A 19,234-nucleotide genomic window follows, 5' to 3' on the forward strand; every position below is an offset into this window, starting at 1 on the left:
GTCAGCTACCGGTGGCCTTCTGGTACGCGGCGACGTCGGCATCCAACTCGGCCAGAACGGCGTTCCAGTCCGGCTGCCAGATCTCGACACCGTTGAGTACCGCTGCAGGCGATCCGGGAGCCGCAGAGGCTGCCGCGCCTGCGCGAACGTCCTGCCGCACCGGCACACCCAACGCGTCGGGGGCGATGGTCTTCTGAACGTTCTCCGACAACAGGAACGTGAGGAGCTTCTTTGCCTGCTCGGAATGCGGTGCGCCCTTGGCAAGTCCGGCCACGTAGGGCAGCGCGACGGTGGTGCGCTTGCCATCGGCCGTCGCCGGGAAGATCACGTTGAACTTGGAGCCGTCGTCCTTGATGGATGCGAGGTTCATCTGCACATCGCCATTGGCCACCAACAGTTCGCCGTTGCTGACCTTGGGCTGCAGCTTGCCGGTCGACGACGACGGGCCGACGTTGTTGGCTTGCAGCTTGCTCAGGTAGTCGAGGGCGGCCGGCTTGCCCATCAGATGCTGAAGCAGCAGGAGCACGGCGGTGCCGTCGCCTGCCTGGCCCGGCGTCGAATACTGAATCTTGCCCTTGTAGGCGGCGCCCAGCAGGTCGTCCCATGTGGTCGGGGCCGGATTCGCGCTCGGATTGGCGATGAACGAGAGGTAGTTGTCGACGATCGAGACGTATTTGCCGCCCGCGTCCTTGTCCTCCGGCGCAACGGAACTCATGTCGACACCGCTGGATTCCAGCAGCCCCTGCTTGTCGGCTTTCTGGATGAACGGCGGCAGCGTGACGATGACGTCTGCCTGCGGATTCGACTGTTCCTTCTCGACGCGGGAGACCACCTCGCCGGACCCGGCTTCCACCAGATTCACCGAAATGCCGGTGTCCTTGGTGAATTGGTCGAACTGCGGCTTGTACCAGGCGGCAAGGCCGTCGGCACTGTAGACGGTGAGGGTCTGACCGTCCGAGCTGCTGGTCCCGGTGCCACCGCATGCGGCGGTCATCGAGATCGCTGTCGCGGCAACGGCGAGAGCCGCAACCCTGGTGAGTGTCGGTCGAGTACGCATGGTCGAGTCCTTGCTGTAGGGGTCGAAAGGCTGTAGGGGTCGGAAGATCAGTGCGAGAGAAGAAGTTCGGCAAATTCGGTGACAGAGGCAACCACGTGAGTTGCGCCCGCTTGGGTCAGCTGTTGCTTGTCGTGCGCGCCGGTGAGGGTGCCTGCGACTATCGATGCACCTGCGCTGAGTCCGCTGGCGATGTCACTGCTGGTGTCACCGAGAACGGCCACATTGCGCACGTCGTCGCCGTGCAATTGCAGTAGGGCGGTAAGAATCAGGTCGGGGTACGGGCGTCCGCGGACGGCCCCGGACGGTGCAAGGGTGAGATCGGCGACGCTGTCCCAACCGAGGGCGGTCAGCAGCTTCAGTTGTGTCGATCGGCTGAATCCCGTTGTGAGAGCGACCTTGATGCCGGCCGAACGCAACTTGTCGATCGCCGCGGCCGCACCCTCGATCGGCCGGGCATTGCCTGCCTCGATCAGTCCGTCGTAGGTGCGCTCGAACTCGGCGTTGGCGGCCTGAGCGTGCGCTTCGTCGTCGAGTAAGGCGCGAAACACGGTGATCTTGGACTGACCCATCGTGTCGATCACGTACTGGCGAGCGTCGTCGCGGCGGGTACCGGATTCGGGAATGCCCGCGGCGGCGGCGGCAGCATCGAAGGCTTGCAGTACCAGGCCGCCGTCTTCGACGGTTGTACCCGCCATATCGAGAACGGCCAGCTGTATTGGATTGGTGGACAAGGTGACTCCTAGAGATCGAGTTGGTCGGCGGTTTGTTCGCCCAGGACGGGTCCGAGCGTCATTCCGCGCCCGCCCGGACCGGCGATCACCCAGGTGTGGTCGTCGACTCGATGGCGGTGCACCAGCTCCGTCGGATCGACACACTGGCTGTACACCCCTGCCCAACGCCGCACGATCGGTGGCAGCGTTCGGCCGAGAAGTTCTTCGACGACGCCGGTGAGGTAGGCGTAGGGCGCTTCGTCGACATCGAAGGCGAAGGGCTCGGTGTATTCGTGCGTGTCGCCGATGGTCAGTCCGCCGTGCAACCTTTGGACGCACAGCAGCTGCATCTTGTGCTGTGCCGCAACGGGATCCTGGGGTTGGTTCGTGCGAAGCGTGTCCAGCTCGGAGCCCGCGAAGGCGGGGTAGTAGCGCAGGCTGTCGCCGTCGGCGATGGCTGTGGTGAGTTGCTCGTCGAGCGGTGCGGTCTGCATCATCTGCAGCCGCACCCGGCGGATCGGGAGTTCGCCGGCTAGCTCACGGGCCAGACCTGTCAGTGCGGCACCCGGACAGATCAGCACCAGGTCGGCAGGATGTTCGCGGTTGTGGTCGTCGCGCACGACGGCGCCGGACGACGTCGAGCGCACCTCCCGCGCCTCGGTACCTGCGTGAAACGTGTATCGAACCGACGCCGCAAGTGCGGCACGGATGGCGGGGAGTGCGACACGCGACTCGACGGCACCGTCACGGCTGCAATGCAATCCGGCCACGTACTTGCCTCGGAGCGCGGGATTGATCGCCAGCACCGCTGTGGGATCGAGCAGGGTGAAACCGCGCTCGGTCGCGTCGGGTCGCGCGAGGACTTCTTCCGCGACCGCCACCTCGTCAGGGGTTCGCAACAAGGTCAACGATCCCGCTGGGCGAAACCCCACGCCCGGCACTTCGCGACCGATCTGCTCCCACAATTCCCGCGAACGGAGGCTCGCGGCAAGTTCGTGGGGTGCACGGCCGGACACCCATACCAATCCGAAGTTGCGGACGGTCGCGCCGCGCGCCTCGGGCTCGCGTTCGAGCTGCACCACATCGTGCCCGCGCCGAATCGCTTCCCTGGCGTGAGCGGTCCCGAGGATCCCGCCGCCGATCACCACTACCTGCATGACGGCAAGCATGCCGCATTGGTCTAGACCAATAGGTGATGGAAAGGAGAATTTCGGGTTAACAATTGGTATAGACCAATCTCGGGTACGCTGAACTGCATGGACTCGCTAGCCGAAACGGCGCGCCTCCTGGAATCGCTGCGGGGGATCTGGGATGAAGAGGCGGTGGACGAACTCGATCACGCCCTCCAGAGCGCCGCGCAAGCGATCGCGGCCGGCGCAGACGACGAACTGGTGCTTGCCAGTGCATTGCACGATCTCGGTCACAGCCGTCTGCTCGGACTTCCTTCGGATTACCCGCACGACAAGGCGGCCGCACGGTGGCTGACGCCACGGTTCGGCGACCGGGTTGGGTGGTTGGCGGGTGCACATGTCGCGGCCAAGCGGTTTCTTGCGGAGACCGAACCGGGTTATGCCGCAGACCTTTCGGAAACGTCGACTGTCTCGCTGGCAATGCAGGGAGGAGCAGGTGCGGACGCCGCGTACGTGGAGCATCCGTGGTGGCCCGATGCGGTTCGGCTGCGACGCTTCGACGACGCCGCGAAAGTGCCTGGTGCGCAAGCTGTATCCATCGACGACGTGTTGACTGTGGCGGCACGCGTCCTACGTGGGCGGGCGACGCACTCGTGACGGCAGCCGACCGGATGCCGAAGTCCTACCTTGTCCGCACCGAGTTGGAGCGGATCCTCTCCACCCTCGGTGAGGGCGACACAGTGCCGCCCGAGCGTGAACTTGCCGCCCGCTTCGAAGTGTCGCGCGAGACGGTTCGCCAAGCGCTGCACGAACTTCTGGTCGAAGGACGGATAGAACGACGTGGTCGCGGCACGGTGGTGTCGCAGCCGAAGCTGACACAGCCGCTGTCGCTCAAGTCCTACACCGAGGGAGCGCTGAGCCAGGGTCGCGTGCCTGCGCGACTGCTGGTGACGTGGGAGGACGTGATCGGCGACGACGAGTTGTGCGAGGAGTTGGGACTACCGCCGGGATCCACCGTCATGCACCTGGAGCGGGTGCTGCTCGCCGATGGCGAGCGCATCGGTTTGGAAAGCACCTACCTGCCGAAGTCGCGGTTCGGCGAATTCACCGAGACCTTCGACCCCGGCACGTCGCTGTATGCGGCGATCCGGGCGTCGGGCGTGGAATTCGCTTCCGCGACAGAGCGAATCGAGACCGTCCTTGCGTCGCCACGCGAAGCGGGACTGCTCGAATCGACCACGGCAATGCCGATGCTGCTGCTGCATCGGCGGACTCTCGACACCGAAGGAGTGCCGATCGAGCGAGTACGCGCGCTCTATCGAGGCGATCGGATCGCGTTCGTCGCGACGCTGCGTGAATGACCCGAGCGCGAGTGACCTGCGCGTTCCAAACGGGCAAGAACGGCGGCACCGTCCGGAGTGAGGCGCACGGCGCGTTGCCGGGGGAGCCTGCGCACCCAACCGTTCTCGTCGAACGCGGTGAAGACGTGTGCTCCGAGCAGGCCCGCGAGGTGGTAGCGGTGCTCTGTCCAATCGAGGCAGAACCGCAGCAGTGGGCGTCGGGTCGGGGCAGCGACGATCGTGTCCAGATCCAAGCCCAAGAGTTTCAACGTTTCCGCTGCACTCGGACCGAGGGCATACGGATGGCGTTGGGCCGCACCGACAACCGGCTCGCCTGATCGAGCCTCGGTCGACGCGACGCCGTCCGTGGCCAGCAACGCATCGCGGTCGAGCAACGCCTCGGTGATCTGCACACCCAACTGACCCGCGAAGTGGTCGTAACACGTGCGCCCCATCCGGAGAGCGTTCGCGCGAGTGCCCTCGCGCAACGACCGAACGGGTTTGCTGGGAGCGAGTTGCGCGAGGGCCTCGATGGCGTTGGCGACCTCGTCACCGGTGAGCGCGTAGTAACGATGGCGCCCGGACTTGCGGACGCTGATCAGCCCGGCCTCGCGCAGTTTCGCAAGGTGACCGGAGGTGGCTTGCGGAGATACGCCCGCTTCGTCGGCGAGCACGGACGCGGGAAGCGCCCGACCGTCCGCCAACGCCGTCAGTACCTTCGCGCGTGACGGGTCGGCGAACAGCGCGGCAATTCGGGCGATGTCCGCATCACCGGACATCTGGTTTCCGTCCATGAATCCAGTATCGGTCCACCACACTTCGGTGTGCACGGAACTGTTCGCACACCATGGTGGACGGTGTGGCAATCAGACTGACGAATCGGCTGTCCGGGCGCGGGACAATCCTCGCGCTGATATGTGTCGGGATGTTCGTCGTGCAACTCGACGTGACGGTGGTCAACGTCGCCCTGCCGTCGATCGGAGCGGACTTTCGGTCCGGCACATCCGCTTTGCAGTGGGTGGTCAGCGGATATTCGGTGGCATTCGCCGCACTTCTGCTCGCGGCGGGCTCCGCAGGCGACATTTACGGGCACCGACGAGTGGTGCTCACCGGATTCGCTGTCTTCGGCCTTGCCTCCGTCGGTTGTGCGCTGGCCCCTGGGCTCGCGTTCCTTGTCGCGGCTCGAATTGCGCAGGGCGTCGGCGCCGCGATCTTGCTCCCCGGCACGATTGCACTGATCACCAAGGCGTACCCCGGGTCGGCGGAACAGTCACGGGCATTGGGCATCTGGGCCGGAACGGCAGCCCTGGCACTACCGTCCGGACCGGTGCTCGGCGGTGCGCTGGTCGATGCGTTCGGGTGGCGATCGGTGTTCTGGATCAACGTCCCGATACTGGTCTGCGCCGCGTCGGCCACCGTTGTGGTTGCGCCGGAATCCGTTCGAGAGGTGGATCGCCGCATGGATATCGCGGGTTCGATCTGTGCGGCTGTATTCCTCGGCGGCGTGGTGTTTTTCGCAATCGAGGCCGGTGCGACCGGGTCGACCATGGTGTTGATCGCTGTTGGCGTGCTCGCCGTCGCGGCGCTGGTCGCGTTCGTCGTCGTGGAACGGGGCAGTGCTGCGCCGATGCTTCCGCTGGAGTTGATCCGTTCGCGCGCATTCGTCGGTGCCAATGCGGTGTCGTTGCTCATGAACTTCGTCGGTATCGGCATGATCTTCGTCGTCGGCTTGTATCTGCAGCAGGTGCGCGAGTTGAGCCCGTTGCGCGCCGGTGTCGCGTTGCTGCCCTTGTTCGTTCCGCTTGCGGTCCTTGCTCCGATCGCGGGCAAGGTGACGGCTCGGATGGGGTCGAGACCGCCTGCCGTGGTCGGCTTACTGACCGGCGTGCTCGGCTGCCTGCTCCTGACGCGCGTCGGCACGGGCTGGTCTTTGCTTGCGGTGGGAACGTTGCTGCTCGGTATCGGCATGGGTCTGCTCACCGCGCCCATCGTGGCTGCCGCCATGCGTTCGGCCCCGCCGCAGTACGCGGGTGTGGCGAGTGGAGTGAACAACACGGCTCGGCAAGCCGGGGGAGCGTTCGGTGTCGCGTGCCTGGGATTGGCCGGCGTATCGGCGGCCGCCGCCGTGTGCGCAGCACTGTGGTTGTCGGCTGCTGTTGTCGTATTGCTCTGTGTCGACCGATAATCGGAGATCGTGGATACCGATCCGAAGTCGATGCACGAATCCAACAGGTTGTCGTGGAATGCCGTGATACCGGCGCACAACAGTCACAAGGGCGATCAAGCTGCATTCCTGCGCGGCGGCGGCTCCACCCTGTTCCCTGAGGAATTGGACTTGCTCGGACCGTTGCACGGGGTGGAATTGCTGCATCTGCAGTGCAACGCGGGGCAAGACACCTTGAGTCTTGCGAGTTCGGGTGCCGACGTGACCGGCGTCGACATCTCCGACGAGGCAATCGAATTCGCGCGGACGTTGTCCGAAGAGTCGGGGATTGTCGGCGAGTTCTATCGCGGCGACGTCTACGACTGGCTGGCGGACGCCATCGCCGCAGGTCGTAGTTTCGACGTCGTCTACGTCTCCTACGGCGCTGTGTGCTGGCTGTCCGATCTGGCGGCATGGGCCGCAGGAATTGCAGGAGTGCTGCGGCCCGGCGGCCGGCTGGTGGTGGTCGAGTTCCATCCGTTCGCGGCGTATTTCGACGAAAATTGGCAGCCTGCATACGGATTCGGTGCACCACCGTTCCGCGACGACGACGGTGTGCACGACTACGTCGCCGATTCGGGTGACGGGCTGACCCCGGCCGCACCGGAGCCGGGCGTGGAAGACTTCGTCAATCCCCATCCCGCGTACCTGTTCACCTGGGGGCTCGGCGACATCGTGACCGCGATCGTTCGGGCGGGTCTGGTGGTGGAGCAACTCGTCGAATATCCGTACGCCAACGGCTGGCAGGGTTTCGCGAACATGCGCGATCTCGGCGATCGGCGCTATGCGACGCCAGAAGGTATGCCCGACCTTCCACTGATGTTCGGGCTGACCGGACGGCGACGTTGACCTCTTAGACCGGACGGATTACCGTTAGACCATGCGGTCTAAACATGGCGTAGTCGGTCTAGGGTTGGTGCTGGGTATCGCCGCAACGCTGTGGGGTGCGCCAGCTGCGGCTAGGCCGGTCTGCGCCGGTGCAGGTCAGGATCCCATTGCGGTCGGCAGCGTCGCAGGTGCCGCACTCGAGGGCGTCACGGTCGATCCAACCGGGCGGCTTTACACAGCCGACAACATCTCGGGTCGGATCTATCGGATCGACGCACCGGGCGCACGCGCGGTGACGGTTGCCGCGGTGCCCGCAGGCAACGCCGCGACCGCGTTGGCGTGGTCGCCGGATGGGACACTCTTGGTGGGCTACGCCGACACCCGAATGCTGGTCGGCGATCTCGCGCATCCCGGCTCGATCGGCCGGGTCGACCTCTCGACCGGCACCGTCACAACTATCGCGTCGGGGCTCAGTGCGGTGACCGGCCTTGCTGTTGCTCGTGACGGAACCATGTACGCGACCAACGAATTCGGCGCTCAGGTCGGACGGGTGCTGCCCGACGGATCGGTCCAGGCCGACTGGGCGAACCTGCCGAGTGCGAGCGGCGCCGCCATCGGTGGGGACGGCAGATATCTCTACGTCTCCCGTGTGTTGGCGAACCCCGGCGTCACCCGCATTCCGATCGCCGCTCCGCAGGCCCCGGAGTCCCTGATCACGTTCGCGGGGGCTGACGTGATCTCCGCACCGACACGGGTCACGCTCGATTCGAAGGATCGTCCGATCGTTGCCGCGAGCGCGACCGGCCAGATCCTGCGCATCGACGGCGACAGCCGAACCTGCGCTCTGGCACAGGGGATTACGGCGTCGAGTGCGCTCACGTACGGACGCGGCGACGCGGGATTCTCGGCAGGACGGCTCTTCCGGGCCGGTTTCGACGGCCAGATCTACGAGATCCCCGGCGGATTCGACGCGAACGCCCGCACTGCGATCCCGTGATCAGCCTTTCTTATGATCACCCCACGAGCGGTGCGACCTTGCTGCCGAGCAGCTCGATGCTGCTGAGCACGTTGTCGTGTTCCATCGTCCCGACGCTGATGTGCAGCATGAAACGGTCGATGCCGAGCGTCGACTCCATCGCGCTGATCTTGTCGGCAACCTGCTCCGGTGTGCCGACCAGCAGCGAACCTTCCGGTGCCCGCATGACGTCGAACTTCTCCCGCGTCATCGGCCCCCAGCCGCGTTCGCGTCCGGTCTTCGTCATGCCTGCCGCATACGACGGGTAGAAGTCGGCGATCGCCTTCTGCTCGCTGTCGGCGATGTAGCCGTGGGCGTGGACTGCAATGGGCAGGCGAGGGTGTCCGCCCTGTTCGAGCGCACGCCGGTAGAGGTCGGCCAACGGAGCGAACCTCGCGGGCTCGCCGCCGATGATCGCGATCACCAACGGAAGGCCGAGCAAGCCGGCGCGGACGACGGATTCGGGGTTGCCGCCGACACCGATCCAGACCGGGAGTTCGCGTTCGGGCCTCGGGTAGACCATCTGATCGCGCAGGGGTGCGCGGTGGTGGCCGGACCACGTCACGGGTTCGCCGGAGCGAAGTGCGAGCAGTAACTGCAACTTCTCGACGAACAACTCGTCGTAGTCGGCGAGGTCGTACCCGAACAGTGGGAACGATTCGGTGAAGGATCCTCGGCCCGCGATGATTTCGGCACGTCCGTCCGAGATCAGGTCCAGAGTCGCGAAATCTTGGAAGACGCGAACCGGATCGTCCGAGCTGAGTACGGTGACCGCACTGGTCAGGGCAATATTCGACGTTTTGGCAGCAGCAGCGGCGAGCACGACGGCAGGTGCGGACGCGGCAAAATCGGGGCGGTGGTGTTCGCCGATGCCGTAGACCGCGAGACCGGACTGCTCGGCAACCACCGCCTCTTCGACCACATTCCGCAGCCGTTTACCGGCGTCGACGGGCTTGCCGTCGGCCTCGCGCAGTTCGGCGAAGGTGGTGATCCCGAGTTCCATCAGCGAGGCCTCCCATGCATGTAATTGAATATTTGATCAACTATCTCAACCCCGTTGCCTTCATGGCTATTCCCGGCACCGGGCTACCCTCGTCATCATGTCTGTCGGAACTGAACAGGAGTCGAGGAAGCCGCTGACTCCTGGCACCCCAACGCCCGTACGCACCGTGCCGCGCACCATCGAGCGGCCTGAGTACGCGTGGAAGGCAACTGCCAAAGAGGGCAGCGAGCCGTGGGTGCAGACGCCCGAGACCATCGAGAAGATGCGCGTCGCCAGCAAGATCGCGGCGCAGGCGCTGCAGGAGGCCGGCAAGGCCGTTGTGCCGGGTGTGACCACCGACGACCTCGACCGAATCGCGCACGAGTACATGCTCGACCACGGCGCATACCCGTCGACGTTGGGCTACAAGGGCTTTCCCAAATCCTGCTGCACGTCGCTGAACGAGGTGATCTGCCACGGCATTCCGGACTCGACGGTGGTGCACGACGGCGACATCGTCAACATCGACGTCACGGCGTACATCGACGGCGTCCATGGCGACACCAACGCGACATTCTTGGCGGGCAACGTCTCCGAAGAGAACCGGCTGCTGGTCGAGCGCACCCACGAGGCGACGATGAGGGCGATCGAGGCGGTGAAGCCAGGTCGCGAGCTGAACGTGATCGGCCGCGTCATCGAGTCGTACGCGAACCGCTTCGGCTACGGCGTTGTGCACGACTTCACGGGTCACGGCATAGGCGAGACCTTCCACAACGGCCTGGTTATCCTGCACTACGACCAGCCCAACGTCGATACCGTCATCGAACCGGGGATGGTGTTCACCATCGAGCCGATGATCAACCTCGGCGGCATCGACTACGACATCTGGGACGACGGCTGGACCGTCGTGACCAAGGATCGCAAGTGGACCGCTCAGTTCGAGCACACCCTCGTGGTGACCGAGACGAGTGCCGAGATCCTGACCCTGCCGTGACCCGGGGCGCGCTACTCGTCGCGGGTACCACCTCCGACGCGGGCAAGAGCGTGCTGGTCGCCGGACTCTGCCGATTGCTGGTACGCAGGGGTATTCGCGTCGCGCCGTTCAAAGCGCAGAACATGTCGAACAACTCGGTGGTCACGCTCGACGGCGGTGAGATCGGGCGCGCGCAGGCGCTGCAGGCCGCCGCGTGCGGGCTCGAACCGAGTGTTCGGTTCAACCCGATCCTGCTGAAGCCGGGGAGCGACCGCAGCTCGCAATTGATGGTGCGCGGCAAGGCGACCGGCGTGGTGCGGGCGGGCGACTACATCCGTCATCGCGACGAGCTGCGCGAGATCGTGGCGGCGGAATTGGCTTCGCTGCGTGCCGAATACGACGTCGTCATCTGCGAAGGCGCAGGCTCGCCCGCCGAGATCAATCTCCGCGCAACGGATCTGGCGAACATGGGGCTGGCGCGAACAGCCGACCTACCGGTGATCGTGGTCGGCGATATCGATCGCGGGGGAGTGTTGGCGCACCTGTTCGGCACGCTTGCCGTCCTCGAACCCGAAGACCAGGCCTTGATCGCCGGCTTCGTCATCAACAAGTTCCGTGGCGATGTCGGACTCCTGTCACCGGGCCTCGTGCAGTTACAAGAACTCACCGGACGGCCGACCCTCGGTGTGATTCCGTTCGCCGAAGGACTGTGGATCGACGCCGAGGATTCGCTCGGCACCGTGGCCGATGCCCCGGTCGGGCGGCCCGGTCCGGCGCTGGGATCGGAGTGGCTGAGCGTGGCGGCGATCAGGCTTCCGCGCGTCTCCAACGCCACCGACGTCGAAGCGTTGGCGTGTGAGCCGGGGGTCTCGGTCCGCTGGGTCACCGAACCCTCGCGGCTGGCGGGTGCGGACCTGGTGGTGGTGCCGGGCAGCAAGGCAACGGTGTCGGACCTGGAGTGGCTGCGGCGCAGTGGAATTGCCGACGCGCTGGAACGCAGGGCCGCAGCATGCGGTGCGATCCTGGGCATCTGTGGTGGCTATCAGATGTTGGGTCGCACGATCGTCGATGACGTCGAATCGGGCGGGGGAGAAGTGGCCGGTCTCGGCCTACTGGATCTCGACATAGAGTTCGCGCCCGACAAGATCCTGCGCCAGGTGAACGGCACTGCTGCCGGACTTCCGGTGCATGGCTACGAGATTCATCATGGGCGTGTGGTGCGGACCGGCGATCCGGCGTTGCTGGACACAGCCGACGGGTCACCCGAAGGTAGCGTCCGAGGGTCCGTCACCGGCACACATTGGCACGGTCTGCTGGAGAGCGACGGGTACCGCCGCGCCTTGCTCGCCGACGTCGCACAGCAAAGCGGCCGCACCGGATTCCTGGTTTCCCAGGAAGTTTCGGTAGCGGCCGTTCGCGACGAGCAGTTGGAACTGTTGGCTGATCTGGTGGAGCAGAATCTCGATCTCGATCAGGTGATGGCGCTGATCGACAACGGCGCGCCGCAGGGGCTGGCGACGCTTCGCACGATCAGGGCGTAGCGCGCCGCATCACACCCCACGCCGCGGCGAACGCGAGGACGGCGAGCGCCGCGGGGAGCACCACCATTGGCACCGCGCGAGGCAGGTCGACGAACCAGTGGCCGAGGTCGGTCCACCAGCCTTGCCAGGTGATCGAGATCGCGAGGATGCCGAACACGATCAACGCGAACAGCGCGGTGGCAAACAGGCCGGGAGTCCGCCACCTCTGATAGAGCGAGCCGAGGAACAGGCCGACACCGGCGACCAGCAGGACGAACACGATGTCGGTACCCAACTTGATCGCGGGGTTGGACGTGAGCGCGTTGGTCACGTCGAACATCTGCATGTTCTTGCCCCACCCGTCGGTCGCCCGCTCGATCGCACCCGCGACGAACAGTCCTACGCCCAGTCCCAGCGATTGCAACACGGCGACGAGCGTTGTACCGGTGAAGAATTCGCGACGCGTGACACTGATTCCGAGCGCGAACGGAAACGTCTGGGTCATGGCTTGGAGGTAGAACGCCAGTGCCAGACCGAACATTGCCGACACCCCGCCCGTGTAGTGGCTCTGGCCGTCGTTCGTATCGCCGACCGCGAGGAATACCCCGTACGTGATCAGGAATGTCACGACCACGATTCCGACCGGCCACGCGATCAGGAACGGCCAGGCGTTCGTGTGCATCCGTGCGACTTTCACCGTTCGAGTTGTCATCGCGCGTCTCCCTTCTTGGTGGTGGTGCTGCGCACCAGAAGTTGTTGCAGCGACACCGGTTCCAGGTCCAGCCCGGCGCCCTGAGCGGTGGATCGGTCGGCCTCGGACAGTTCGGTCTCCACCGTGGTGCGGGCAAGGTTGCCGAGTGTCTCCCGGTGCAGGACGGTGCGGCCCGCCGTGAATTCGTCCACAGCACGCGGAGGTCCGGCGACCACGAGTGCGCGCGAGCGCAGTGTGTCGGCGTCCTCGTCGAAGAGCAGCCTGCCTTTGTCGATCACCAGCACGTGTTCGATGAGGTCACTGACCTCGTCGATGAGGTGGGTCGACAGGACCACGGTGCGCGGGTGCTCGGCGTAGTCGGCGAGCAGGCGGTCGTAGAACAATTGTCGGGCGACGGCATCGAGGCCGAGGTAGGGCTCGTCGAAGAACGTCAGCGGTGCTCGCGATGCGAGGCCGATGATGACGCCTACGGCCGAGTTCATGCCCCGTGACAGCTTCTTGACCCGGCGTCCGGTCGGGAGTTGGAAGTCGTCGAGCAAGGCCTGCGCGAAGTCCTCATCCCAATTCGGGAGTAGATCTCGGGCGCACGACAGCACGTGCTTGACCTTGAAGTCGTCGGGATACTTCTGACTCTCCTTGATGAAGCAGACGCGCTCCAGAATTCGAGCGTTCTCGAACGGCCGCTCGCCGAATACCGCGACGTCACCGCTGGATTCGATGGTTTGCCCGGTGAGCAGCTGCATCACGGTGGTCTTGCCTGCACCGTTGCGTCCGAGCAGGCCGTAGATGCGGTTGGCGTGAATGTCGAAGCTGACGTGGTCGACGGCATCGAAGGTGCCGAATCGCTTGGTCAGGCCGCGTGCGGAGATCACGACATCCGGATCGGCGAGGTCATGCTCTACGAAGTCCATACGATTGGTGCTCATCTGCTCTTCTCCCACTGGTCGAGCATCGATTTCAGTTCGACGATTCCCACGCCGAGCTTGTCCGCCTCGGTGACGAGCGGTGCGATGTATTGGAGCGCGAACCGTTCGCGCCTGCGATGCCTCAGCGCGTTGCGCGCACCGTCTGTGACGAACATTCCGATTCCCCTCTTCTTGTAGAGGATCCCCTCTGTCACAAGCTGATTGAGCCCCTTTGCCGCTGTTGCCGGGTTGATGCGATGGAACGCGGCGAGCTCGTTGGTGGATGGCACCTGCGCCTCTTCGGCGAGAGAACCGTCGATGATCGAGTTCTCGATCAGCTCGGCAATCTGCGCAAACAGCGGCCTGCCGTCCTCGATCACCGTGACCACCGGACCGAGGTTCTTCGGTCCATCGGTTCATTACTCATGTAACTAACCATAGAGGCTGTCGACGGGTTACGCAACAGTGCGTTCGACGCCGCAACCTGACCGCGCGGATTCGCGTACCTTTGCATGGCATGGAGCAATTGCAGGTGGCTGCAGGAAACGGCACTTGTACGGTTCGCGTCGACGGGCCGGAAAGTCGGCACGCGGTGCTGTTGTTGCCAGGAGTGGGGGACCCCGCAGACGTCTACGACGACGTGTGCACGAGATTGCACAATTCCGATCTACGAACGTATGCGGTGGAGTCCGTGGACGGTTTGGGCGAGGGCAGTCTGCTGGGATTGCTCGACGAACTGAAACTGGCGTGGGTGAACCTGGTCGGCAGTCGAGAGGGTGCCGACCTGGCGTGGTTGCTCGCAGCGCGAACGTTCGGCCGATTCGCGAGTCTGGTGGTCGCGGACAGCGGGCATCCGGCGGTCGTGGGCTCGAGGGGTGCCAAGGTTGTATCCGATTGCCCCGCAGTGGAATTGCCCACAACGCTGATGATCGGAAAGTCGACAACGCGGGCGTGCGCCGACGAAAGCGGGCGACGCGTGTTCGCCGACTTCCGCGTCGTCGAACTCGACGGGATCGACAACGTTCCGGCACAGGCCGGCCACGAGATGGCGACGGAAATAGTGCTGCGCACCAGCAGTTGGTAGGCGTTTACTCCAGACCGAGGAGCGCGTTCTCGACGACTTCCGGCAGCGCCGGGTGGATCCAGTACTGACCGCGAGCCATCCGGTGAGCGTCGAGGTCGGTGGTCATCGCCTGGATCAGCGGCTGGATCAGAGTCGGTGCATGCACCCCGATGATGTGCGCGCCCAGGATCTTTCCGGTGCCGCGCTCGGCCACGATCTTGCAGAGGCCCTCGTCGTCCTCCATCGCCCAGCCGTACGCCACGTCGCCGTACGACTGAATCTTCACGCTCACGTCGTAGCCGGCGTCACGCGCCTCGTGCTCCGTCAGTCCGACGTCGGCGATCTGCGGATCGGTGAACACCGCTGCGGGTACGAAACGGTGATCGGTGCGCTCCAAATCGTCGGTCGATGCCCACGCATCGCGCAGCAGGTTCTCGGTGACGACCCGCTGTTCGTGGTTGGCGACGTGCTTGAGCTGATAGGGCGAACTGACGTCTCCCAACGCGAAAACGCCGGTGGCAGTGGTGCGTTGGAATTCGTCGACCACAACCCGTCCGTCGTCGTCGAGGTCGAATCCGCCCGCTGCCGCACCCAGTCGGTCGCCGTTTGCTTGCCTGCCGGTTGCGACCAACAGCGCGTCACCCTCGATGGTGGTGCCGTCCGACAGTTCGACGGTGACACGGGTCGCATCACCGCGAACCGTCGTCACCGTCGTGCCGGTGTGGACGTCCCACTTCTTGCGAGCCAGGGTGTTGAACTGTGCGGAGATGTCGTGGTCGAGCCGGCGCAGCAAGGCGTCACCGCGGCAGACGATAGACACGGTGGACCCGAACGCCGAGAACACGTGCGCGAACTCGGCGGCGATGAACCCGCCGCCCACGATCACCAGATGCTTGGGTAGCTCGGGGAGTCGCATCACGTCGTCGCTGGTGTGAAACGGCACACCGCTGGCGGCGATCTGCTCCGGAACGATTGCACGCGAGCCGGCCGCGATCACGATCTGATCGGCGGTGATCCGTGCCCCGCTTGCCGTTTCGAGGGTTCTGTCGCCGACGAAGGTGACGTGCTCGGCGAACACCGTCGTGTTGGACCCTTCGCGCCGGTACTGCTCGCCGTTGGCTGCGATCGGGTCGATGCGGCCGAAAACGCGGTCGACGATGTCGTTCCACCGAACCGCGTCGATACGGGCGTCGATGCCGTACTTGGCAGCATCGCGAATCGTCCGCGCCACCTCCGCCGCGTAGACGTACATCTTGGTGGGGATGCAGCCGACGTTGAGGCACGTGCCACCGAAGACGCCTTCTTCGAAGATCGCGACCGACATGTCCGCGTAGCGCTCGTCCGGAATGCTGTTGCCCGATCCGGTGCCGATGATCGCCACGTCGAAATGCTGCGGATCGAGGTGCTGAGGCGACGTGGGATCTGTCACTGATGTCACTGCGTGATCCGTTCCTGAATGTGGGCCTGTAGCCAATCGAGCCACAGATCGAGCTCGCGCAACGCCGTCGCCAGCGGTTCTGCCGAGGACAGCATCACGTCGTGTCGGGCGCCTTCGACGGGAACGATCGTCGTACGTTCACCGAGGCAGCCTGCCCACCGCTGGATCTGCTTGACGTCGAGCACGGCGTCGGCGACATCGATTTCCGGTCCGTACTCACGCGCGAACTTGGTCAACTTTGACCGCAGGATCAGTGACGGCACGCCGATGTCCAGACCGCGGTGCAACTCGGCCTGACCTTTCCGAATCGCCCGCAACCAGCCGAAACGCACAGGAAAACCGTTCAGCGGCTTCCAATCGAGGTTGTAGTCCCATTCACCCTTCGCGGTGTTGCTGATGCTGGTGCCGTAGGTGGCGATGCCCTGCCCGGGAATCCTGGCGGTGCGGCGGACTCGGCCGATCGCGCGGATGGCAGCGGTTCCGACACCGCGTACGTAAGCGGGACCCTGCAGGTCGAACCAGGGGCTGTTGAGGACAACGCCTGCGATTCCGGCGGGCGTCTCGCCGGTGCGGCGTCGAACACGGTCCAACCACAGCGGGAGGATCAATCCGCCGGTCGAATGCGCGGTGAGCAACACGGTGCCGCCGCCCACCTCGTCCCGCACGATCCGCACGGCCTCGTCGAGTTCGGCGTCGTAGAGGGAGAGATCGCTGATGAAGTGCGGAGTTTGGTCCGCGCGCAATGACCTGCCACATTTACGCAGGTCGAGCGCATAGAACCGAAATCCACGGGCGGCGTAGTGCTCGGCGACGTGCCGCTGGAAGAAGTAGTCGGTGTAGCCGTGCACGTAGAGGACGGCAGTCGGGCCCACCGTCGGCGGGTCGAGCGGTCGCTCGGGGCTGTAGCGCACCAGCGTGGCCTCGATCTCGCCTTCACCGTCGGGATCGGGGCCCAACGGGATGGTCGAACGCTGATATCCGTCGCCGAGGAGGTCCGGCCCCCACGCCGATTGCTGCGAAGGCAGGAAAGGGTTTTGCGTCACATTGCCAATCTAATGGCACCGTGTTGCGCGTCGCGAGGCGCACAATTGGGGAAGGTGACGTCCGGGTAACCTATCGCCACAACTCCCGTCCTTGGACGGGGCTTTACCCCGAGCGCAGCGACGAGCCCGGGCAAACTGACAAGGAAGTCGAATCTCCAGTGTCGAACGCAGCCGCAGATCAGAAGACCGATGTAGTACTCGTAGGTGCGGGCATCATGAGCGCCACGTTGGGCGCATTGCTGCACCAGCTGCAACCGGATTGGTCGGTGAGCGTCTACGAACGGCTCGACGCCGCTGCTGCCGAAAGCACCGATCCGTGGAACAACGCGGGCACCGGGCACTCGGCGCTGTGTGAGTTGAACTACACACCGGAGAACGCGGACGGCTCCGTCGACGTCTCGAAGGCCATCACTGTCAACGAGCAGTTCCAGGTGTCACGCCAGTTCTGGTCGCATGCGGTGGAGAACGGCGTCCTGTCGGACCCCAAGGATTTCATCAACCCCATTCCGCACGTCAGCTTCGTCCACGGCGCCGACAACGTGAAGTACCTGCGGGCGCGCTACGACGCGTTGGCCGGGCATCCGCTGTTTGCAGGCATGGAGTACATCGACGACGCCGACGAGTTCAGTCGCAGGCTGCCGCTGATGGCCAAGGGTCGTGACTTTTCCGATCCGGTCGCGCTGAACTGGTCCGACGGCGGCACCGACATCGACTTCGGTGCGCTCACCAAGCAGTTCCTGAACTACATCTCCAAGTCCGGCGGGGCCGTTCATTTCGGCCACGATGTGCGAAACATCGCAAAGCAGTCCGACGGCACGTGGAAGCTCAAAGTGCGCAACAACCGCACCGGCGAGAAGAAGACCGTCAACGCCAAGTTCGTGTTCGTCGGCGCGGGTGGTGGCGCGCTGCACCTGCTGCAGCAATCGGGCATCAAGGAGGCCAAGGGTTTCGGTGGCTTCCCGGTCAGCGGTGCGTTCTTCCGGTGCACCAACCGCGAACTGATCGACCAGCACCACGCGAAGGTCTACGGCAAGGCCGCTGTCGGCGCACCGCCGATGTCGGTGCCGCACCTCGACACCCGCGTCATCGGCGGCACGCCGGGCCTGCTCTTCGGACCGTACGCAGGCTGGTCGCCGAAGTTCCTCAAGGAGGGCAAGCTCACCGACCTGCCCGGCTCGATCCGCCCGAACAACCTGATGTCGCTGCTCGGCGTCGGCGTCACCGAGTTGGGGCTGACCAAGTACCTGGTCAGCGAACTGCTCGCCTCGCCAGCAGACCGGGTCGACACGCTGTCGGAATTCGTGCCCAAGGCGATCGGCAAGGACTGGGAGCTGATCGTTGCAGGCCAGCGCGTGCAGGTGATTCGTCGTAAGGGTGTCGGCGGCGTTCTGGAATTCGGCACGGCCGTCATCACCGCCGAGGACGGCAGCATCGCAGGCCTGCTCGGTGCCTCGCCGGGTGCATCGACCGCGGTTCCCGCGATGCTCGATGTCCTGAAGAGTTGCTTCGGCGAGCAGTACCGCTCGTGGGAGCCGAAGCTCAAGGAAATGGTCCCCTCGCTCGGCGTGAAGCTCAGCGGCGATCCCAAGCTTTTCGATGAGGTGTGGGATTGGACGTCGGGCGCTCTCGAGCTGAAGACGGACAACATCGCCAGCAACACGGGAACCAGCAAGGTCGCGGCGTCCGCAACTGTGTGATAGTCACTCTTCATGGTGGCAATGGCATCGCTGCGGCGCTCGTGGGCGCTCGATCTCAGTAACGAAACGCTCTACGAACTGCTGAAATTGCGGGTCGAGGTGTTTGTGGTCGAGCAAGCGTGCCCGTACCCGGAACTCGACGGTCGTGATCTGACCAAAGAGACCCGGCATTTCTGGCTCGAAGAAGACGGCCAGGTGATCTGCACGTTGCGCCTCCTGGAGGAGCACGACGACGGCACCAAGTCGTTCCGCATCGGCAGGCTGTGCACATCGCGGTCGGCGCGCGGACGCGGTCACACCACTCGAATCCTGCAGGCCGCTCTCGCCGAGGTCGGGAGCGCGCCGTGTCGGATCAACGCGCAGACGTACCTGGTCGACATGTACGCCAAGCACGGCTTCAAGCTCGACGGCGAGGAATTCGTCGAAGATGGCATTCCGCACGTGCCGATGCGACGAGGTGGCGGCGAACCCTGGCGCGAGGCAGCCACCTAGAGTTCTCCGAACAAGGGATGCTTGCGGGGAAGCCTGTGCGAATCAGGCGCGGTCCCGCCACTGTGAGGATTCTGCCGACGAGGTCGCTCGTTCGGGCGGGATCCGAGCCAGATCGCCGCAGCATCT

General features: G+C 64.8%; 20 protein-coding genes. 10 read left to right on the top strand and 10 right to left on the bottom strand.

What is annotated here, in order from left to right; all coding sequences use genetic code 11:
• Position 1: 1 nt before the first annotated feature.
• Genes FOY51_RS07450 through FOY51_RS07460 form a run of 3 tightly spaced genes read right to left on the bottom strand, consistent with a single transcriptional unit; the run spans position 2 to position 2,924 of the window.
• A complete protein-coding gene (locus FOY51_RS07450) occupies positions 2–1,057 on the bottom strand; it encodes a 2-aminoethylphosphonate ABC transporter substrate-binding protein (protein ID WP_149429602.1) in 1,056 nt (351 codons plus the stop codon).
• A 47-nt stretch (positions 1,058–1,104) separates the two neighbouring features.
• Positions 1,105–1,788, bottom strand: coding sequence for a phosphonatase-like hydrolase (locus FOY51_RS07455; RefSeq protein ID WP_149429603.1), 684 nt, complete (start codon positions 1,786–1,788; stop codon positions 1,105–1,107).
• Positions 1,789–1,796: 8 nt separating this feature from the next.
• Entirely contained in the window at positions 1,797–2,924 is a 1,128-nt protein-coding gene (locus FOY51_RS07460; RefSeq protein ID WP_149429604.1) for a TIGR03364 family FAD-dependent oxidoreductase, read from the bottom strand.
• Positions 2,925–3,023: 99 nt separating this feature from the next.
• On the opposite strand from FOY51_RS07460, the gene FOY51_RS07465 reads away from it, so the two are divergent.
• Complete coding sequence (locus tag FOY51_RS07465; protein ID WP_149429605.1) at positions 3,024–3,554, top strand: HD family phosphohydrolase; 531 nt, start codon at positions 3,024–3,026, stop codon at positions 3,552–3,554.
• Positions 3,551–4,258, top strand: a complete 708-nt coding sequence (locus tag FOY51_RS07470; RefSeq protein WP_187776231.1) for a GntR family transcriptional regulator — start codon at positions 3,551–3,553, stop codon at positions 4,256–4,258. The genes FOY51_RS07465 and FOY51_RS07470 overlap by 4 nt, the downstream gene beginning before the upstream one ends.
• On the opposite strand, the gene FOY51_RS07475 is transcribed toward FOY51_RS07470, so the two are convergent.
• The gene (locus FOY51_RS07475; RefSeq protein WP_214633076.1) at positions 4,213–5,031 is read right to left on the bottom strand and encodes an ArsR/SmtB family transcription factor; all 819 of its coding nucleotides are present in this window, start codon (positions 5,029–5,031) and stop codon (positions 4,213–4,215) included. The genes FOY51_RS07470 and FOY51_RS07475 overlap by 46 nt on opposite strands.
• 65 nt (positions 5,032–5,096) lie before the next feature.
• Here FOY51_RS07475 and FOY51_RS07480 point away from each other — a divergent pair, with 65 nt between their 5' ends.
• From FOY51_RS07480 to FOY51_RS07490, 3 genes are read left to right on the top strand one after another with little or no spacing between them, the layout of a single operon-like run.
• Positions 5,097–6,422: an MFS transporter gene (locus FOY51_RS07480; protein WP_214633077.1), complete on the top strand. Its 1,326-nt coding sequence runs from the start codon at positions 5,097–5,099 to the stop codon at positions 6,420–6,422.
• A 9-nt stretch (positions 6,423–6,431) separates the two neighbouring features.
• Positions 6,432–7,289, top strand: coding sequence for a class I SAM-dependent methyltransferase (locus FOY51_RS07485; RefSeq protein ID WP_214633078.1), 858 nt, complete (start codon positions 6,432–6,434; stop codon positions 7,287–7,289).
• Between the two features lie 31 nt (positions 7,290–7,320).
• A complete protein-coding gene (locus FOY51_RS07490; RefSeq protein ID WP_149429606.1) occupies positions 7,321–8,265 on the top strand; it encodes an SMP-30/gluconolactonase/LRE family protein in 945 nt (314 codons plus the stop codon).
• Positions 8,266–8,281: 16 nt separating this feature from the next.
• On the opposite strand, the gene FOY51_RS07495 is transcribed toward FOY51_RS07490, so the two are convergent.
• On the bottom strand, positions 8,282–9,286 hold the full coding sequence (locus FOY51_RS07495; protein WP_149429607.1) for an LLM class flavin-dependent oxidoreductase: 1,005 nt from the start codon (positions 9,284–9,286) through the stop codon (positions 8,282–8,284).
• Between the two features lie 97 nt (positions 9,287–9,383).
• Here FOY51_RS07495 and map point away from each other — a divergent pair, with 97 nt between their 5' ends.
• Positions 9,384–10,259, top strand: a complete 876-nt coding sequence (map, locus tag FOY51_RS07500; protein ID WP_149429608.1) for a type I methionyl aminopeptidase — start codon at positions 9,384–9,386, stop codon at positions 10,257–10,259.
• Positions 10,256–11,779 carry a cobyric acid synthase gene (locus FOY51_RS07505; RefSeq protein ID WP_187776232.1) on the top strand — a complete coding sequence of 508 codons (1,524 nt, stop codon included), beginning with the start codon at positions 10,256–10,258 and terminating at the stop codon, positions 11,777–11,779. The genes map and FOY51_RS07505 overlap by 4 nt, the downstream gene beginning before the upstream one ends.
• Here FOY51_RS07505 and FOY51_RS07510 read toward each other — a convergent pair.
• The 3 genes from FOY51_RS07510 to FOY51_RS07520 are packed head-to-tail and all read right to left on the bottom strand — an operon-like array spanning position 11,769 to position 13,755.
• Positions 11,769–12,470: an ABC transporter permease gene (locus FOY51_RS07510; protein WP_149429610.1), complete on the bottom strand. Its 702-nt coding sequence runs from the start codon at positions 12,468–12,470 to the stop codon at positions 11,769–11,771. The two genes, FOY51_RS07505 and FOY51_RS07510, sit on opposite strands and share 11 nt — an antisense overlap.
• A complete protein-coding gene (locus tag FOY51_RS07515) occupies positions 12,467–13,396 on the bottom strand; it encodes an ABC transporter ATP-binding protein (protein WP_235916187.1) in 930 nt (309 codons plus the stop codon). The genes FOY51_RS07510 and FOY51_RS07515 overlap by 4 nt, the downstream gene beginning before the upstream one ends.
• Positions 13,393–13,755 (bottom strand): GntR family transcriptional regulator, encoded by a 363-nt coding sequence (locus tag FOY51_RS07520; RefSeq protein WP_149430015.1) that lies wholly within the window; start codon positions 13,753–13,755, stop codon positions 13,393–13,395. The genes FOY51_RS07515 and FOY51_RS07520 overlap by 4 nt, the downstream gene beginning before the upstream one ends.
• A gap of 137 nt (positions 13,756–13,892) precedes the next feature.
• Between FOY51_RS07520 and FOY51_RS07525 the strand changes: the two genes are divergently transcribed.
• Positions 13,893–14,459 (top strand): alpha/beta hydrolase, encoded by a 567-nt coding sequence (locus tag FOY51_RS07525; protein WP_149429611.1) that lies wholly within the window; start codon positions 13,893–13,895, stop codon positions 14,457–14,459.
• A 4-nt stretch (positions 14,460–14,463) separates the two neighbouring features.
• Here the strand turns inward: FOY51_RS07525 and mtr are convergent, their stop codons facing one another.
• Positions 14,464–15,867, bottom strand: a complete 1,404-nt coding sequence (mtr, locus tag FOY51_RS07530) for a mycothione reductase (RefSeq protein ID WP_149430016.1) — start codon at positions 15,865–15,867, stop codon at positions 14,464–14,466.
• A 5-nt stretch (positions 15,868–15,872) separates the two neighbouring features.
• Entirely contained in the window at positions 15,873–16,919 is a 1,047-nt protein-coding gene (locus FOY51_RS07535; RefSeq protein ID WP_235916188.1) for an alpha/beta hydrolase, read from the bottom strand.
• Between the two features lie 158 nt (positions 16,920–17,077).
• Between FOY51_RS07535 and mqo the strand changes: the two genes are divergently transcribed.
• Both mqo and FOY51_RS07545 read left to right on the top strand, forming a co-directional pair.
• A complete protein-coding gene (gene mqo / locus FOY51_RS07540) occupies positions 17,078–18,616 on the top strand; it encodes a malate dehydrogenase (quinone) (protein ID WP_149429612.1) in 1,539 nt (512 codons plus the stop codon).
• Between the two features lie 12 nt (positions 18,617–18,628).
• Positions 18,629–19,108: a GNAT family N-acetyltransferase gene (locus FOY51_RS07545; protein ID WP_149429613.1), complete on the top strand. Its 480-nt coding sequence runs from the start codon at positions 18,629–18,631 to the stop codon at positions 19,106–19,108.
• Positions 19,109–19,234 lie beyond the last annotated feature (126 nt).

Source organism: Antrihabitans cavernicola (assembly GCF_008297975.1).
GTDB lineage: Bacteria > Actinomycetota > Actinomycetes > Mycobacteriales > Mycobacteriaceae > Antrihabitans > Antrihabitans cavernicola.